General features: G+C 52.0%; 20 protein-coding genes. 13 read left to right on the top strand and 7 right to left on the bottom strand.

Features of this window, described 5'->3' with window-relative positions; all coding sequences use genetic code 11:
* A partial coding sequence (locus ACJHYD_RS20230) for a hypothetical protein (RefSeq protein WP_001503217.1) occupies positions 1-97 on the bottom strand: 97 nt, incomplete at its 3' end.
* 159 nt (positions 98-256) lie between these two features.
* Positions 257-469, bottom strand: a complete 213-nt coding sequence (rpmE, locus tag ACJHYD_RS20225) for a 50S ribosomal protein L31 (RefSeq protein ID WP_000710769.1) — start codon at positions 467-469, stop codon at positions 257-259.
* Between the two features lie 202 nt (positions 470-671).
* Here rpmE and priA point away from each other — a divergent pair, with 202 nt between their 5' ends.
* From priA to rraA, 7 genes are all read left to right on the top strand, one after another.
* Positions 672-2,870: a primosomal protein N' gene (priA, locus tag ACJHYD_RS20220; protein WP_001550368.1), complete on the top strand. Its 2,199-nt coding sequence runs from the start codon at positions 672-674 to the stop codon at positions 2,868-2,870.
* Between the two features lie 155 nt (positions 2,871-3,025).
* Positions 3,026-4,051, top strand: a complete 1,026-nt coding sequence (gene cytR, locus ACJHYD_RS20215) for a DNA-binding transcriptional regulator CytR (RefSeq protein ID WP_000644908.1) — start codon at positions 3,026-3,028, stop codon at positions 4,049-4,051.
* Positions 4,052-4,142: 91 nt separating this feature from the next.
* The gene (gene ftsN, locus ACJHYD_RS20210) at positions 4,143-5,102 is read left to right on the top strand and encodes a cell division protein FtsN (RefSeq protein WP_000068834.1); all 960 of its coding nucleotides are present in this window, start codon (positions 4,143-4,145) and stop codon (positions 5,100-5,102) included.
* Positions 5,103-5,194: 92 nt separating this feature from the next.
* Complete coding sequence (gene hslV, locus ACJHYD_RS20205) at positions 5,195-5,725, top strand: ATP-dependent protease subunit HslV (RefSeq protein ID WP_000208242.1); 531 nt, start codon at positions 5,195-5,197, stop codon at positions 5,723-5,725.
* A gap of 9 nt (positions 5,726-5,734) precedes the next feature.
* Positions 5,735-7,066, top strand: a complete 1,332-nt coding sequence (gene hslU, locus ACJHYD_RS20200; RefSeq protein ID WP_001293344.1) for an HslU--HslV peptidase ATPase subunit — start codon at positions 5,735-5,737, stop codon at positions 7,064-7,066.
* 66 nt (positions 7,067-7,132) lie between these two features.
* Positions 7,133-8,059 carry a 1,4-dihydroxy-2-naphthoate polyprenyltransferase gene (gene menA, locus ACJHYD_RS20195; RefSeq protein ID WP_000139496.1) on the top strand — a complete coding sequence of 309 codons (927 nt, stop codon included), beginning with the start codon at positions 7,133-7,135 and terminating at the stop codon, positions 8,057-8,059.
* 92 nt (positions 8,060-8,151) lie between these two features.
* The gene (gene rraA, locus ACJHYD_RS20190; RefSeq protein WP_000872908.1) at positions 8,152-8,637 is read left to right on the top strand and encodes a ribonuclease E activity regulator RraA; all 486 of its coding nucleotides are present in this window, start codon (positions 8,152-8,154) and stop codon (positions 8,635-8,637) included.
* Between the two features lie 84 nt (positions 8,638-8,721).
* Here rraA and zapB read toward each other — a convergent pair whose 3' ends face one another.
* Positions 8,722-8,967 (bottom strand): septal ring assembly protein ZapB, encoded by a 246-nt coding sequence (gene zapB / locus ACJHYD_RS20185; protein WP_001296623.1) that lies wholly within the window; start codon positions 8,965-8,967, stop codon positions 8,722-8,724.
* 424 nt (positions 8,968-9,391) lie between these two features.
* On the opposite strand from zapB, the gene glpF reads away from it, so the two are divergent.
* The 4 genes from glpF (at position 9,392) to fpr (ending at position 13,756) form a co-directional block, all read left to right on the top strand.
* Positions 9,392-10,237, top strand: a complete 846-nt coding sequence (glpF, locus tag ACJHYD_RS20180; protein WP_000084268.1) for a glycerol uptake facilitator protein GlpF — start codon at positions 9,392-9,394, stop codon at positions 10,235-10,237.
* Between the two features lie 22 nt (positions 10,238-10,259).
* On the top strand, positions 10,260-11,768 hold the full coding sequence (glpK, locus tag ACJHYD_RS20175) for a glycerol kinase GlpK (RefSeq protein ID WP_000136788.1): 1,509 nt from the start codon (positions 10,260-10,262) through the stop codon (positions 11,766-11,768).
* A 134-nt stretch (positions 11,769-11,902) separates the two neighbouring features.
* The gene (gene glpX / locus ACJHYD_RS20170; protein ID WP_001250644.1) at positions 11,903-12,913 is read left to right on the top strand and encodes a class II fructose-bisphosphatase; all 1,011 of its coding nucleotides are present in this window, start codon (positions 11,903-11,905) and stop codon (positions 12,911-12,913) included.
* Between the two features lie 96 nt (positions 12,914-13,009).
* Positions 13,010-13,756: a ferredoxin--NADP(+) reductase gene (gene fpr, locus ACJHYD_RS20165; RefSeq protein WP_000796322.1), complete on the top strand. Its 747-nt coding sequence runs from the start codon at positions 13,010-13,012 to the stop codon at positions 13,754-13,756.
* Between the two features lie 4 nt (positions 13,757-13,760).
* Here fpr and uspD read toward each other — a convergent pair whose 3' ends face one another.
* From uspD to ACJHYD_RS20150, 3 genes are all read right to left on the bottom strand, one after another.
* Positions 13,761-14,189, bottom strand: coding sequence for a universal stress protein UspD (uspD, locus tag ACJHYD_RS20160; protein ID WP_000323555.1), 429 nt, complete (start codon positions 14,187-14,189; stop codon positions 13,761-13,763).
* A 26-nt stretch (positions 14,190-14,215) separates the two neighbouring features.
* A complete protein-coding gene (locus tag ACJHYD_RS20155) occupies positions 14,216-14,515 on the bottom strand; it encodes a DUF406 domain-containing protein (protein ID WP_000655986.1) in 300 nt (99 codons plus the stop codon).
* Positions 14,516-14,726: 211 nt separating this feature from the next.
* Positions 14,727-15,167 carry a DUF805 domain-containing protein gene (locus tag ACJHYD_RS20150; RefSeq protein WP_000155255.1) on the bottom strand — a complete coding sequence of 147 codons (441 nt, stop codon included), beginning with the start codon at positions 15,165-15,167 and terminating at the stop codon, positions 14,727-14,729.
* 100 nt (positions 15,168-15,267) lie between these two features.
* On the opposite strand from ACJHYD_RS20150, the gene ACJHYD_RS20145 reads away from it, so the two are divergent.
* Positions 15,268-15,867, top strand: coding sequence for a YiiQ family protein (locus ACJHYD_RS20145; RefSeq protein WP_000802226.1), 600 nt, complete (start codon positions 15,268-15,270; stop codon positions 15,865-15,867).
* 107 nt (positions 15,868-15,974) lie between these two features.
* Positions 15,975-16,742, top strand: a complete 768-nt coding sequence (tpiA, locus tag ACJHYD_RS20140; RefSeq protein WP_001216325.1) for a triose-phosphate isomerase — start codon at positions 15,975-15,977, stop codon at positions 16,740-16,742.
* A gap of 54 nt (positions 16,743-16,796) precedes the next feature.
* On the opposite strand, the gene cdh is transcribed toward tpiA, so the two are convergent.
* Positions 16,797-17,552 (bottom strand): CDP-diacylglycerol diphosphatase, encoded by a 756-nt coding sequence (gene cdh, locus ACJHYD_RS20135; protein ID WP_001315120.1) that lies wholly within the window; start codon positions 17,550-17,552, stop codon positions 16,797-16,799.
* Positions 17,553-17,579 lie beyond the last annotated feature (27 nt).

The raw sequence follows: 17,579 nt of genomic DNA, 5'->3' as shown, positions 1-17,579 counted from the left end.
CGGTGGGGGCACCAATACGTACCCCGGCAGAACCCTGAACAATGCTACCGCCATACTGCGTCATGTCGCCCTGACGCGCCGCCGGTTTTCCGCTCATCGTAAAATCCTTTTGAAATAAATAAGAACCAGAAGCCTAGCGCCAGTCAACAACAGGAAATGATAATGAGTTAACACCCCGGAATTTTTCAGAATTTATAAAAGGCAAATTACAGGCACAAAAAAAGCGCCGTGCGGCGCTTTTTTCGGAAATCCGGTCTTATTTGCTGCCCGGGATGTTGAAACGCTTGTTGAAGCGGTCAACACGGCCACCGGTAGCAACATCACGCTGTTTGCCAGTGAAGAACGGGTGGCACTTGCTGCACACGTCGAGGTTCAGGTCATGACCAACGGTGGAGCGGATTTTCATTACGTTACCGCAAGAGCAGCTAGCAGTAATTTCTTCGTATTTCGGGTGAATATCTTTTTTCATGGGAAAACCTCGGTTTAAGGCCGCGTCGCTCTTCCAGCCCTAACGCCAGACACCACGCGATGTTAAAAGTATAGCTTCAATACGATCATTTCGTACGAAGGCGCGAAATCATACAGAAATTAACCAGCGTATGCAAACTGATCCGCACTCTTCTACGGCAATGTGTATACTAACCCACCGAATTTCAAGTCAGGATGATGCTATGCCCGTTGCCCACGTTGCCTTGCCCGTTCCGCTTCCCCGTACCTTTGACTATCTGCTGCCAGAAGGCATGACGGTCAAAGCCGGGTGTCGCGTGCGCGTGCCGTTTGGCAAACAGCAGGAGCGCATCGGGGTTGTGGTGTCAGTTAGCAATGTCAGCGAGCTGCCGCTTAACGAGCTGAAAGCGGTAGTTGAAGTGCTGGACGTTGAGCCGGTATTTACTCACTCCGTCTGGCGATTACTGCTCTGGGCGGCAGATTACTATCATCATCCGATTGGCGATGTGCTGTTTCATGCCTTGCCGATTTTACTACGCCAGGGGCGGCCTGCGGCGAACGCGCCGATGTGGTACTGGTTTGCCACTGAACAAGGTCAGGCGGTGGATCTGAACAGCCTGAAACGCTCACCCAAGCAACAACAGGCGCTGGCAGCGTTACGGCAAGGCAAAATCTGGCGCGACCAGGTTGCCATGCTCGAATTTAATGATGCCGCGTTGCAGGCGCTGCGCAAAAAAGGTCTGTGTGATTTAGCAAGTGAAACACCAGAGTTTAGTGACTGGCGAAAGAATTATGCCGTTTCTGGTGAGCGGTTGCGATTGAATACTGAACAGGCCACCGCCGTTGGCGCAATTCATAGTGCGGCGGATACCTTCTCTGCCTGGCTGCTGGCGGGCGTTACCGGTTCCGGTAAAACGGAGGTTTATCTCAGTGTACTGGAAAACGTGCTCGCTCAGGGCAAACAGGCGCTGGTGATGGTGCCGGAAATCGGCCTGACGCCGCAAACTATCGCCCGTTTTCGTGAACGTTTTAATGCCCCCGTGGAAGTTCTGCATTCCGGCCTGAACGACAGCGAGCGTCTTTCGGCGTGGTTGAAAGCGAAAAATGGCGAGGCGGCGATTGTCATCGGCACCCGCTCCGCGCTGTTTACGCCGTTTAAAAATCTCGGCGTGATTGTTATTGATGAAGAGCACGACAGTTCCTACAAACAGCAGGAAGGCTGGCGCTATCATGCCCGCGACCTGGCGGTGTATCGCGCGCATAGCGAGCAAATCCCAATTATTCTTGGCTCCGCAACGCCCGCACTGGAAACGTTATGCAACGTGCAGCAGAAAAAATACCGCCTGCTGCGCCTGACGCATCGGGCGGGGAATGCGCGTCCGGCAATTCAACACGTGCTGGATTTAAAAGGTCAGAAGGTGCAGGCTGGTCTGGCTCCGGCGTTAATCACCCGTATGCGCCAGCATTTACAGGCAAACAATCAGGTTATCCTCTTTCTTAACCGCCGTGGCTTTGCGCCTGCCTTGCTGTGCCACGACTGCGGCTGGATTGCCGAATGTCCACGTTGCGATCACTACTACACGCTGCATCAGGCGCAACAGCATTTGCGCTGCCACCATTGCGACAGTCAGCGTCCGGTGCCGCGCCAGTGCCCTTCCTGCGGTTCCACGCACCTGGTACCCGTGGGGCTGGGCACCGAACAGCTTGAACAGACACTCGCGCCGTTGTTCCCTGGTGTCCCCATTTCTCGTATCGACCGCGATACCACCAGCCGCAAAGGCGCACTGGAACAACAACTGGCGGAAGTACATCGCGGTGGCGCGAGGATTTTGATCGGCACGCAAATGCTGGCGAAAGGTCACCACTTTCCGGATGTGACGCTGGTGGCGTTACTGGACGTAGACGGCGCGCTGTTTTCTGCCGATTTTCGCTCGGCAGAGCGTTTCGCCCAGCTTTACACCCAGGTCGCCGGTCGTGCCGGGCGTGCGGGTAAACAGGGCGAAGTGGTGCTGCAAACGCACCATCCGGAACATCCTCTCTTGCAAACATTGCTCTATAAAGGCTACGACGCCTTTGCCGAACAGGCGCTGGCTGAACGACGCATGATGCAACTGCCGCCGTGGACCAGCCATGTGATTGTGCGTGCGGAAGATCATAACAATCAGCACGCGCCGCTGTTCCTGCAACAACTGCGTAATCTGATCCTCTCCAGCCCGCTGGCAGACGACAAACTGTGGGTTCTCGGTCCCGTTCCGGCACTGGCACCTAAACGTGGCGGCCGCTGGCGCTGGCAAATTTTGTTGCAGCACCCTTCCCGCGTGCGATTACAGCACATCATCAATGGTACGCTGGCGCTTATTAATACAATACCGGATTCCCGTAAGGTGAAATGGGTGCTGGATGTCGATCCCATCGAGGGCTAATGCGCTCACGATGCGAGGCGGATCGAAAAATTCAATATTCATCACACTTTTCATGAAAATTCTGTAACCGTTTTCACGCGCTATCTGCTAAAAATGTTGCCGATGTGAAGTAAACATGGAAGTAGTACGCCTGACGTGCCAGGCGAGGAGTGAGTGTGAAAGCGAAGAAGCAGGAAACTGCCGCGACCATGAAAGACGTTGCCCTCAAGGCAAAAGTCTCTACAGCGACTGTCTCCCGAGCATTAATGAATCCCGATAAAGTCTCCCAGGCCACCCGTAATCGGGTTGAAAAAGCGGCCCGGGAAGTGGGTTATTTACCGCAGCCTATGGGGCGCAACGTCAAGCGTAATGAATCCCGCACCATTCTGGTGATTGTCCCGGATATCTGCGATCCCTTCTTTAGCGAAATTATTCGCGGTATCGAAGTTACGGCGGCAAATCACGGATATCTGGTGCTGATTGGCGACTGTGCGCATCAAAATCAGCAGGAAAAAACCTTTATCGATTTGATCATCACCAAGCAAATTGATGGCATGTTGTTGCTGGGTTCAAGGCTGCCGTTTGATGCCAGCATTGAGGAACAGCGTAATCTGCCGCCGATGGTGATGGCGAACGAATTTGCACCGGAACTGGAGCTGCCTACCGTTCATATCGACAATCTGACCGCCGCATTTGATGCAGTAAATTATTTATATGAGCAAGGGCATAAACGGATTGGCTGTATAGCCGGTCCCGAAGAGATGCCGCTGTGTCACTACCGCCTGCAAGGCTATGTTCAGGCGCTGCGTCGCTGCGGCATTATGGTTGATCCGCAATACATCGCCCGTGGCGACTTCACCTTCGAAGCCGGAAGCAGAGCAATGCAACAGCTGCTTGATCTTCCACAACCGCCTACTGCTGTCTTCTGCCATAGCGATGTGATGGCGCTCGGCGCACTTTCTCAGGCAAAACGTCAGGGGCTGAAAGTCCCGGAAGACCTTTCCATAATCGGTTTTGATAACATCGACCTGACGCAATTTTGTGATCCGCCGCTGACAACCATCGCGCAGCCGCGTTACGAAATCGGTCGGGAAGCTATGCTGTTATTGCTTGATCAAATGCAGGGGCAACACGTTGGCAGTGGCTCTCGTTTAATGGACTGCGAACTTATCATCCGGGGATCAACACGCGCGTTACCTTAAAGTAAACCTTTAAGACTGCCGTGACTGGTCAAAGGCCCGCCGCTTAAGTAACATGGCGGGCTGACGAACGAATAAATACAGCGAAACGATAGTGGCACAACGAGATTATGTACGCCGCAGCCAACCGGCACCTTCGCGGCGAAAAAAGAGCACCTCACGGAAAAAGCAACGAAATCTGCCTGCGGTTTCTCCCGCTATGGTCGCTATTGCTGCCGCCGTTCTTGTGACCTTTATCGGTGGTCTGTACTTCATTACGCATCACAAGAAAGAAGAGTCCGAGACGCTGCAAAGCCAGAAAGTGACCGGAAACGGACTACCACCAAAACCAGAAGAACGCTGGCGCTACATTAAAGAGCTGGAAAGTCGCCAGCCGGGTGTGCGTGCGCCCACAGAACCTTCTGCCGGTGGTGAAGTGAAAACGCCGGAGCAACTGACACCAGAACAACGCCAGCTTCTTGAACAAATGCAGGCTGATATGCGCCAGCAGCCAACGCAGCTGGTTGAAGTTCCGTGGAATGAGCAGACGCCGGAACAGCGTCAGCAAACGCTACAGCGCCAGCGTCAGGCGCAGCAATTAGCGGAGCAGCAACGCCTGGCTCAGCAGTCGCGTACGACTGAACAAAGCTGGCAGCAGCAGACGCGTACGTCGCAAGCCGCACCGGTACAGGCGCAACCGCGCCAGTCTAAACCGGCTTCTACTCAGCAGCCGTACCAGGATCTGCTGCAAACTCCTGCGCACACGACCGCGCAGTCGAAGCCGCAGCAAGCTGCGCCGGTTGCTCGTGCCGCTGACGCGCCAAAACCGACGGCGGAGAAAAAAGACGAACGCCGCTGGATGGTGCAGTGCGGTTCGTTCAGAGGCGCGGAACAGGCAGAGACGGTACGTGCTCAGCTGGCGTTTGAAGGCTTTGACTCGAAGATCACCACCAACAATGGCTGGAATCGTGTGGTCATTGGCCCGGTGAAAGGCAAAGAGAACGCAGACAGCACCCTCAATCGCTTGAAGATGGCGGGTCATACAAACTGCATTCGGCTCGCCGCCGGGGGTTGAAACCCTCAAAATCCCCCCCATCTATAATTGCATTATGCCCCGTACTTTTGTACGGGGTTTGTACTCTGTATTCGTAACCAAGGGGTCAGCTCGTGACAACTATAGTAAGCGTACGCCGTAACGGCCATGTGGTCATCGCTGGTGATGGTCAGGCCACGTTGGGCAATACCGTAATGAAAGGCAACGTGAAAAAGGTCCGCCGTCTGTACAACGACAAAGTCATCGCGGGCTTTGCGGGCGGTACTGCGGATGCTTTTACGCTGTTCGAACTGTTTGAACGTAAACTGGAAATGCATCAGGGCCATCTGGTCAAAGCCGCCGTTGAGCTGGCGAAAGACTGGCGTACCGATCGCATGCTGCGCAAACTTGAAGCACTGCTGGCAGTCGCGGATGAAACCGCTTCGCTTATCATCACCGGTAACGGTGACGTGGTGCAGCCAGAAAACGATCTTATTGCTATCGGCTCCGGCGGCCCTTACGCCCAGGCTGCGGCGCGCGCGCTGTTAGAAAACACTGAACTTAGCGCCCGTGAAATTGCTGAAAAGGCGTTGGATATTGCAGGCGACATTTGCATCTATACCAACCATTTCCACACCATCGAAGAATTAAGCTACAAAGCGTAAGGATCTCCCATGTCTGAAATGACCCCACGCGAAATCGTCAGCGAACTGGATAAGCACATCATCGGCCAGGACAACGCCAAGCGTTCTGTGGCGATTGCTCTGCGTAACCGCTGGCGTCGCATGCAGCTCAACGAAGAGCTACGCCATGAAGTGACCCCGAAAAATATCCTGATGATCGGCCCGACCGGTGTCGGTAAAACTGAAATCGCCCGTCGTCTGGCTAAGCTGGCGAATGCGCCGTTCATCAAAGTTGAAGCGACCAAATTCACCGAAGTGGGCTATGTCGGTAAGGAAGTGGATTCTATTATTCGCGATCTGACCGATGCCGCCGTGAAAATGGTACGCGTCCAGGCTATCGAGAAAAACCGTTATCGCGCTGAAGAACTGGCAGAAGAACGTATTCTCGACGTGCTGATCCCACCTGCTAAAAACAACTGGGGACAGACCGAACAGCAGCAGGAACCGTCCGCTGCTCGTCAGGCATTCCGCAAGAAACTGCGTGAAGGCCAGCTTGATGACAAAGAAATCGAGATCGATCTTGCCGCAGCACCGATGGGCGTTGAAATTATGGCTCCTCCGGGCATGGAAGAGATGACCAGCCAGCTGCAGTCCATGTTCCAGAACCTGGGCGGCCAGAAGCAAAAAGCGCGTAAGCTGAAAATCAAAGACGCCATGAAGCTGCTGATTGAAGAAGAAGCGGCGAAACTGGTGAATCCGGAAGAGCTGAAGCAAGACGCTATCGACGCTGTTGAGCAGCACGGGATCGTGTTTATCGACGAAATCGACAAAATCTGTAAGCGCGGCGAGTCTTCCGGTCCGGATGTTTCTCGTGAAGGTGTTCAGCGTGACCTGCTGCCGCTGGTAGAAGGTTGCACCGTTTCCACCAAACACGGGATGGTCAAAACTGACCACATTCTGTTTATCGCTTCTGGCGCGTTCCAGATTGCGAAACCGTCTGACCTGATCCCGGAACTGCAAGGTCGTCTGCCAATCCGCGTTGAGCTGCAGGCACTGACCACCAGCGACTTCGAGCGTATTCTGACCGAGCCGAATGCCTCTATTACCGTGCAGTACAAAGCACTGATGGCGACTGAAGGCGTAAATATCGAGTTTACCGACTCCGGTATTAAGCGCATCGCGGAAGCGGCATGGCAGGTGAACGAATCTACCGAAAACATCGGTGCTCGTCGTTTACATACCGTTCTGGAGCGTTTAATGGAAGAGATTTCCTACGACGCCAGCGATTTAAGCGGTCAAACCATCACTATTGACGCAGATTATGTGAGCAAACATCTGGATGCGTTGGTGGCAGATGAAGATCTGAGCCGTTTTATCCTATAATCGCGTTCAATCATTTTCATCATTGTTTGATGGGGCTGAAAGGCCCCATTTTTATTGGCGCGTATTATGACTGAACAACAAATTAGCCGAACTCAGGCGTGGCTGGAAAGTTTACGACCTAAAACCCTCCCCCTCGCCTTTGCTGCAATTATCGTCGGGACGGCGCTGGCATGGTGGCAAGGTCACTTCGATCCGCTGGTCGCCCTGCTGGCACTGATTACCGCCGGGCTATTACAGATCCTTTCTAACCTCGCCAATGATTACGGCGATGCGGTAAAAGGCAGCGATAAACCTGACCGTATCGGACCGCTACGCGGCATGCAAAAAGGGGTCATTACCCAGCAAGAGATGAAACGGGCGCTCATTATTACCGTCGTGCTCATCTGTCTCTCCGGGCTGGCACTGGTTGCAGTGGCGTGCCATACGCTGGCCGATTTTGTCGGCTTCCTGATTCTTGGCGGGTTGTCGATCATTGCCGCTATCACCTACACCGTGGGCAATCGTCCTTATGGTTATATCGGTCTGGGTGATATTTCCGTACTGGTTTTCTTTGGCTGGTTGAGCGTCATGGGCAGCTGGTATTTACAGGCTCATACATTGATTCCGGCACTGATCCTTCCGGCGACCGCATGCGGCCTGCTGGCAACGGCAGTACTGAACATTAATAACCTGCGTGATATCAATAGCGACCGCGAAAATGGCAAAAACACGCTGGTGGTGCGCTTAGGTGAAGTGAACGCGCGTCGTTATCATGCCTGCCTGCTGATGGGCTCTCTGGTGTGCCTGGCGCTGTTTAATCTCTTTTCGCTGCATAGCCTGTGGGGCTGGCTGTTCCTGCTGGCGGCACCATTACTGGTGAAGCAAGCCCGTTATGTGATGCGGGAAATGGACCCGGTGGCGATGCGACCGATGCTGGAACGCACTGTCAAGGGAGCGTTACTGACTAACCTGCTGTTTGTTTTAGGGATATTCCTAAGCCAGTGGGCAGCATAACTGACAAATATCAATTAACAATTGATGATTTTGCCAACAGCCTACATAGCGCGATATACTGAAAATTCTCGCAGCAACTGAATGTTAAGCCTATGAAATACGATACTTCCGAGCTTTGTGACATCTATCAAGAAGATGTTAACGTCGTGGAACCGCTGTTCTCCAACTTTGGCGGACGGGCGTCGTTTGGCGGACAAATAATCACGGTAAAATGTTTCGAGGACAACGGGTTGCTGTACGATCTGCTCGAACAGAATGGCCGTGGTCGTGTTCTTGTCGTCGATGGCGGTGGTTCTGTTCGTCGCGCACTGGTCGATGCTGAACTGGCGCGTCTGGCAGTACAAAATGAATGGGAAGGTCTGGTCATTTACGGCGCGGTGCGTCAGGTAGATGACCTGGAAGAGTTGGATATCGGCATCCAGGCGATGGCGGCAATTCCGGTTGGTGCTGCTGGCGAAGGTATTGGCGAAAGCGATGTCCGCGTCAATTTTGGCGGTGTCACCTTCTTCTCCGGCGACCATCTTTATGCCGACAATACCGGGATTATTCTTTCAGAAGATCCGTTGGATATTGAATGATAGAAAAGGCACCGCAAGGTGCCTTTTTTCTGCGTTACCTGTTGGCCTACACAGTAAAGAAATTACGCGGAAGATGAAGCGTAATCAGACCTCTTCCATGCGACCCAGCAGGGCCTGCAGACGTTCCTGCCAGCCGTTCTGCTGTTCTTTCAGATGGTTGTTCTCACGCTCCAGCTCTTCGCGCTGATGCTGGGCATTTTGAACTTCCTGCGACAGTGAGTTGTTTTTTTCTTTCAGCTCTTCGATTTCCATCTGCAACAGAGTGATGGTATCAATCGCCTGCTGTACTTTTGCTTCCAGTTTCTCAAACACTTCTAATGACATTGTCATACCTCTCCTGAATTGCAAGGCGTTGATGGATAAAAATCCTCGTCCCGATTACCGGTGACGCCTTAATAAATACGAGCGCACTTTAGTTAGCTCCGATTGTATGAAGCCGCGCCATCGCTGTCCAGCGGCACGCCTTGCAGATTACGGTTTGCCACACTTTTCATCCTTCTCCTGGTGACATAATCCACATCAATCGAAAATGTTAATAAATTTGTTGCGCGAATGATCTAACAAACATGCATCATGTACAATCAGATGGAATAAATGGCGCGATAACGCTCATTTTATGACGAAGCACACACATTTTAAGTTCGATATTTCTCGTTTTTGCTCGTTAACGATAAGTTTACAGCATGCCTACAAGCATCGTGGAGGTCCGTGACTTTCACGCATACAACAAACATTAACTCTTCAGGATCCGATTATGAGTCAAACATCAACCTTGAAAGGCCAGTGCATTGCTGAATTCCTCGGTACCGGGTTGTTGATTTTTTTCGGGGTGGGTTGCGTTGCAGCACTAAAAGTCGCTGGTGCGTCTTTTGGTCAGTGGGAAATCAGTGTCATTTGGGGACTGGGAGTGGCAATGGCCATCTACCTGACCGCAGGGGTTTCCGGCGCGCATCTTAATCCCGCTGTTACCATTGCATTGTGGCTGTTTGCCTGTTTCGACAAGCGTAAAGTTATTCCTTTTATCGTTTCACAAGTTGCCGGCGCTTTCTGCGCTGCGGCTTTAGTTTACGGGCTTTACTACAATTTATTTTTCGACTTCGAGCAGACTCATCACATTGTTCGCGGCAGCGTTGAAAGTGTTGATCTGGCTGGCACTTTCTCTACTTACCCTAATCCTCATATCAATTTTGTGCAGGCTTTCGCAGTTGAGATGGTGATTACCGCTATTCTGATGGGGCTGATCCTGGCGTTAACGGACGATGGCAACGGTGTACCACGCGGCCCTTTGGCTCCCTTGCTGATTGGTCTACTGATTGCGGTCATTGGCGCATCTATGGGCCCATTGACGGGTTTTGCCATGAACCCAGCGCGTGACTTCGGTCCGAAAGTCTTTGCCTGGCTGGCGGGCTGGGGCAATGTCGCCTTTACTGGCGGCAGAGACATTCCTTACTTCCTGGTGCCGCTTTTTGGCCCTATCGTTGGCGCGATTGTAGGTGCATTTGCCTACCGCAAACTGATTGGTCGCCATTTGCCTTGCGATATCTGTGTTGTGGAAGAAAAGGAGACCACAACTCCTTCAGAACAAAAAGCTTCGCTGTAATATGACTACGGGACAATTAAACATGACTGAAAAAAAATATATCGTTGCGCTCGACCAGGGCACCACCAGCTCCCGCGCGGTCGTAATGGATCACGATGCCAATATCATTAGCGTGTCGCAGCGCGAATTTGAGCAAATCTACCCAAAACCAGGCTGGGTAGAACACGACCCAATGGAAATCTGGGCCACCCAAAGCTCCACGCTGGTAGAAGTGCTGGCGAAAGCCGATATCAGTTCCGATCAAATTGCAGCTATCGGTATTACGAACCAGCGTGAAACCACTATTGTCTGGGAAAAAGAAACCGGCAAGCCTATCTATAACGCCATTGTCTGGCAGTGCCGTCGTACCGCAGAAATCTGCGAGCATTTAAAACGTGACGGTTTAGAAGATTATATCCGCAGCAATACCGGTCTGGTGATTGACCCGTACTTCTCTGGTACCAAAGTGAAGTGGATCCTCGACCATGTGGAAGGCTCTCGCGAACGTGCGCGTCGTGGTGAATTGCTGTTTGGTACGGTTGATACGTGGCTTATCTGGAAAATGACTCAGGGCCGTGTCCATGTGACCGATTACACCAACGCCTCTCGTACCATGTTGTTCAACATCCATACCCTGGACTGGGACGACAAAATGCTGGAAGTGCTGGATATTCCGCGCGAGATGCTGCCAGAAGTGCGTCGTTCTTCCGAAGTGTACGGTCAGACTAACATTGGCGGCAAAGGCGGCACGCGTATTCCAATCTCCGGGATCGCCGGTGACCAGCAGGCCGCGCTGTTTGGTCAGTTGTGCGTGAAAGAAGGGATGGCGAAAAATACCTACGGCACTGGCTGCTTTATGCTGATGAACACCGGCGAGAAAGCGGTGAAATCAGAAAACGGCCTGCTGACCACCATCGCCTGTGGCCCAACTGGCGAAGTAAACTATGCGCTGGAAGGTGCGGTGTTTATGGCGGGCGCATCCATTCAGTGGCTGCGCGATGAGATGAAGTTGATTAACGACGCGTACGATTCCGAATATTTCGCCACGAAAGTGCAAAACACCAATGGTGTATATGTGGTTCCGGCATTTACCGGGCTGGGTGCGCCATACTGGGATCCGTATGCGCGCGGGGCGATTTTCGGTCTGACTCGTGGAGTGAACGCTAACCACATTATCCGCGCGACGCTGGAGTCTATTGCTTATCAAACGCGTGACGTGCTGGAAGCGATGCAGGCCGATTCTGGTATTCGTCTGCACGCCCTGCGCGTGGATGGCGGCGCAGTGGCGAACAATTTCCTGATGCAGTTCCAGTCCGATATTCTCGGTACGCGCGTTGAGCGCCCGGAAGTGCGCGAAGTCACCGCATTGGGTGCGGCCTATCTTGCTGGTCTGGCGGTTGGCTTCTGGCAGAACCTCGACGAGCTGCAAGAGAAAGCGGTGATTGAACGCGAGTTCCGTCCAGGCATCGAAACCACTGAGCGTAATTACCGTTACGCAGGCTGGAAAAAAGCGGTGAAACGCGCGATGGCGTGGGAAGAACACGACGAGTAATGTAAATGCCGGATGAAGCGTTTATGCCGCATCCGGTAGTCCTGAATCGTGCGGGGGCAACCCCGCACACATCAATAATCCCGCCCTTCCCCTGTGCTACACTTCGCGCCATTCCTTACTGCTTAGAGTTTGCTATGAGACGAGAACTTGCCATCGAATTTTCCCGCGTCACCGAATCAGCGGCGCTGGCTGGCTACAAATGGTTAGGACGCGGCGATAAAAACACCGCGGACGGCGCGGCGGTAAACGCCATGCGTATTATGCTCAACCAGGTCAACATTGACGGCACCATCGTTATTGGTGAAGGTGAAATCGACGAAGCACCGATGCTCTACATTGGTGAAAAAGTCGGTACTGGGCGCGGCGACGCGGTAGATATTGCTGTTGATCCGATTGAAGGCACGCGCATGACGGCGATGGGCCAGGCTAACGCGCTGGCGGTGCTGGCAGTAGGCGATAAAGGCTGTTTCCTCAACGCGCCAGATATGTATATGGAGAAGCTGATCGTCGGACCGGGAGCCAAAGGCACCATTGATCTGAACCTGCCGCTGGCGGATAATCTGCGCAATGTAGCGGCGGCGCTCGGCAAACCGTTGAGCGAACTGACGGTAACGATTCTGGCTAAACCACGCCACGATGCCGTTATCGCTGAAATGCAGCAACTCGGCGTACGCGTATTTGCTATTCCGGATGGCGACGTTGCGGCCTCAATTCTCACCTGTATGCCAGACAGCGAAGTTGACGTGCTGTACGGTATTGGTGGCGCGCCGGAAGGCGTGGTTTCTGCGGCGGTGATCCGCGCATTAGATGGTGACATGAACGGTCGTCTGCTGGCGCGTCATGACGTCAAAGGCGACAACGAAGAGAATCGTCGCATTGGCGAGCAGGAGCTGGCACGCTGCAAAGCGATGGGCATCGAAGCCGGTAAAGTATTGCGTCTGGGCGATATGGCGCGCAGCGATAACGTCATCTTCTCTGCCACCGGTATTACCAAAGGCGATCTGCTGGAAGGCATTAGCCGCAAAGGCAATATCGCGACTACCGAAACGCTGCTGATCCGCGGCAAGTCACGCACTATTCGCCGCATTCAGTCCATCCACTATCTGGATCGCAAAGACCCAGAAATGCAGGTGCACATCCTCTGATTGATTTGATCGATTGAGCCTTCCAGTCCTTCGGGACTGGAATTTTTTTGTTCGGAGAACGAAGATAAGGCAAGTCAATCAAAACAGGAGAAAAACATGGCTGATTGGGTAACAGGCAAAGTCACTAAAGTGCAGAACTGGACCGACGCCCTGTTTAGTCTCACCGTTCACGCCCCCGTGCTTCCGTTTACCGCCGGGCAATTTACCAAGCTTGGCCTTGAAATCGACGGTGAACGCGTCCAGCGCGCCTACTCCTATGTTAACTCGCCCGATAATCCCGATCTGGAGTTTTACCTGGTCACCGTCCCCGATGGCAAATTAAGCCCACGATTGGCGGCACTGAAACCAGGCGATGAAGTGCAGGTGGTTAGCGAAGCAGCTGGCTTCTTTGTTCTGGATGAAGTACCAGATTGCGAAACGCTATGGATGCTGGCAACCGGTACAGCGATTGGCCCTTATTTATCGATTCTGCAACTGGGCAAAGATTTAGATCGCTTCAAAAATCTGGTCCTGGTTCACGCCGCACGTTATGCCGCCGACTTAAGCTATTTGCCACTGATGCAAGAACTGGAAAAACGCTACGAAGGCAAACTGCGCATTCAGACGGTGGTCAGTCGGGAAACGGCAGCGGGGTCGCTCACCGGACGGATACCAGCGTTAATTGAAAGTGGTGAACTGGAAAGCGCGGTTGGCCTGCCGATGAATAAAGAAACCAGCCATGTGATGCTGTGCGGCAATCCACAGATGGTGCGCGATACGCAACAGTTGCTGAAAGAGACCCGGCAGATGACGAAACATTTACGTCGCCGACCGGGCCATATGACAGCGGAGCATTACTGGTAAGCGGTTACTTATCGATAAACGGCACGATGAGCAAATCCGCACTCAACTTATTGATCATCCCGCGATATGCCGGCATCAAACGGTTGATAAATGAGTGGTGATGACCACAGACAAGGAGGTCGCACTGCTCTTTTTGCATAATTTCCAGCAGTGTTTCCGGCATTTCTCCGCGTTCAATACGCAGTTTTGTCTTCGGCCATTGAATATTTTTCGTCAGTTTATACAGCTTGTTATCCGACTTATTCTTCAACAATTGAAGAATATCTTCTGTTGCAGGGAAGTAGATACCCGGATACAACTCGCTTAAGCCATCATCAATATGAATTAACGTCAGGTGAGCGTCATTATGTCTGGCGAGCTCCAGGGCTTTATTCACCAGTAAGGCATCTTCTTCATTCCCGGAAATTGCCACGCCAATGTGTTTATAAGCCATGTTTAACTCCTTCTAAAGCAACTCCATCAAGCTAACGAACGCAGTGATAACTCAAAAATAATCATCTCGGCCTGGCATGAGAAGGTGAAGGCCGCATCAAGCTCAACTTGCCCCTCCAGATCCTTAATCTTATAGGCCACGCTGGCCCCTTCATCTGCAGAGGATGCAGCGGCGGCAAGCTCTTTCAGTTTGGTCATAAAGGACTCTGCTTCTTCGCGGGTGGCAAAAAAGCGCGAAAACTTACTGGTACAGTTGTCGTTATCAATCACCGTACCGATATCAATCGCACATCCTTTAGTACTGCATTTATCTACGACATCTTTCATAGGGCACCTCTGTATATTCGCCTCTCTGTCGATTACGACTTAAGAATAATGCGCCGTTAAGGGAAGAACAAACAAGTAATGATCTTATGGATTACCATTTTTTTTGATATTGCTTAAGGTGAAGAGTTCAGAAGGATTTTCCGGGTATTGTCATTTGCATCGTGGAAATAACAATCCCGGAAAAAAATAGCAGTAAGAGATATATTAAAGGTTAATTACTTGATTTATTGTCGGCTTTATACTTCACATCCTCGGTATCTTTACCATATTTATTTTCGCCTTGTGTGCCAACAAACGCACCAAGATCGATAAGCATCATCACCAGAATCAACGTCGGGACAAAACGCCCCACCGCCCATTGCCAGACACCCGGTAAAATCGCCCAGTTACCCGCCAGCAGCATCCACGCCACAATCATCAGAAATGCCCATGCGCCGGAACGCCCGCGATCATGCAAGCGCTTAACGGTTACTGCCGCTGTTGGCCAGAGCAAGCACACAAGGCAAAACGCCGCAGTCTGAATATCGAGTAAATTTTTACCCGCCAGTGAGAAAAGCACCAGCATGCCTGCGAACCACAGGCCTATCCAAATCCAGAAATCACGGCGTCCAATACGCCCTTTAAATGAGAATAACCATTGCTGTATGGTCATGTAAGTTCCTTGATGGTTGTCTTTTCCAGGATTCTACCCTTTTGACAAGGGCGACAGATATCGTTTTAATCGGAGCCAGTCATAACAAAAGGTACTGTCAATGAAGCCAGGGTGTACGCTGTTTTTTCTCTTATGTTCTGCATTAACCGTTACAACAACGGCGCATGCACAAACACCAGATACGGCAACGACCGCGCCTTATCTGCTGGCTGGAGCCCCTACTTTCGATCTCTCCATCAGCCAGTTTAGAGAAGACTTTAACAGCCAGAATCCCAGCCTGCCACTGAACGAATTTCGTGCCATCGACAGCAGTCCCGACAAAGCCAATCTCACTCGTGCTGCCAGTAAAATTAATGAGAACTTGTATGCTTCTACAGCGCTGGAGCGCGGTACCTTAAAAATCAAAAGCATTCAAATGACCTGGCTACCCATCCAGGGGCCAGAGCAAAAAGCCGCGAAAGCGAAAGCTCAGGAATACATGGCAGCGGTGATCCGCACACTCACCCCATTAATGACCAAAACACAAAGCCAGAAAAAACTGCAGTCGCTACTAACGGCGGGGAAAAACAAACGTTATTACACCGAGACAGAAGGTGCACTGCGTTATGTTGTCGCGGACAACGGCGAAAAGGGGCTGACCTTCGCTGTTGAACCGATTAAGCTGGCGCTATCTGAATCGCTTGAAGGTTTGAATAAATGACAAAAAGCAAAGCCTTTGTGCCGATGAATCTCTATACTGTTTCACAGACCTGCTGCCCTGCGGGGCGGCCATCTTCCTTTATTCGCTTATAAGCGTGGAGAATTAAAATGCGACATCCTTTAGTGATGGGTAACTGGAAACTGAACGGCAGCCGCCACATGGTTCACGAGCTGGTTTCTAACCTGCGTAAAGAGCTGGCAGGTGTTGCTGGCTGTGCGGTTGCAATCGCACCACCGGAAATGTACATCGATATGGCGAAGCGTGAAGCTGAAGGCAGCCACATCATGCTGGGTGCGCAAAACGTGGACCTGAACCTGTCCGGCGCATTCACCGGTGAAACCTCTGCTGCTATGCTGAAAGACATCGGCGCACAGTACATCATCATCGGCCACTCTGAACGTCGTACTTACCACAAAGAGTCTGACGAACTGATCGCGAAAAAATTCGCGGTGCTGAAAGAGCAGGGTCTGACTCCGGTTCTGTGCATCGGTGAAACCGAAGCTGAAAACGAAGCGGGCAAAACTGAAGAAGTTTGCGCACGTCAGATCGACGCGGTACTGAAAACTCAGGGTGCTGCAGCATTCGAAGGTGCGGTAATCGCTTACGAACCCGTATGGGCAATCGGTACTGGCAAATCTGCAACTCCGGCGCAGGCACAGGCTGTTCACAAATTCATCCGTGACCACATCGCTAAAGTTGACGCTAACATCGCTGAACAAGTGATCATCCAGTACGGCGGCTCTGTAAACGCGTCTAACGCTGCAGAACTGTTTGCTCAGCCAGACATCGACGGCGCGCTGGTTGGCGGTGCTTCTCTGAAAGCTGACGCTTTCGCAGTGATCGTTAAAGCTGCAGAAGCGGCTAAACAGGCTTAAGTCTGACAGGTGCCGGATTTCATATCCGGCACTTACTTTCCTTAACTCCTCGCCTTAACGCAAAATCTCACACTGATGATCCTGGATTTCCTCGGCTGAAGCACGGTTCAGCGTCAGTAGATTTCGTTGTGTCGCCAGCAAAACAAACGAATTATCACTCTGCCGCACCATCGCCAGCCCGTAGCTTCCCATATGTTCCCGCGCCTCAGGCACTTCCTCTGCAAGCATCATAAATGGGCTGCGTTGTACCAGTTCGCTTTCCGTTACCCGACGCGCCAGGTACTCATGCCCACGCAAACCACCTGGCAGTGGCAACCAGCGGCTGCTGATGTTAGCCAGATTGTTATCCAGCTGTTCGCGCACATCATGACGAATACAAGAGATATGAATATGAAAATGGTTTTGCGTACGCCCGGTGCGAGAGTTGATCGCCAAAGAAACCGCGCGATCGGGAACCGGCTGGCCGTATTTTTTGCTCATAAAATCACGCGCCTGCCAGGCCAACCAAAAGAAGTTCGGCGTTGAAGGATCGGTCAACAAAGGACTTTCCGTGCCGTTAATACGATACGTTGGCATCAACAGATATTGCAGTGGGCCATTAAGATCTTTTAAAACCACGTATCCGGCATTGGGTTTGACTTCCGCACATGGCGAAGGATTTTGATTTTGCTGTTGATTGGGCAAACATTCCTCAAGGACAATCTTACGTAGTGTATCCGACTCTTCACCGGTTAATTTCCAGTAACCAATACCGGCAGCCACAACGGCGATAACTATCATCACCAAAAAAAGAAGACCCGCTTTTTTCATCTTTTTTTCCCTGTACCTCAAAGAGAT

Origin of the sequence: Escherichia sp. WS1368 (assembly GCF_046487485.1) — a bacterium.
Lineage (GTDB): Bacteria > Pseudomonadota > Gammaproteobacteria > Enterobacterales > Enterobacteriaceae > Escherichia > Escherichia coli.
Note: the sequence above shows the minus strand (reverse complement) of the source record. Positions and strands in the feature narration are given on the sequence as shown.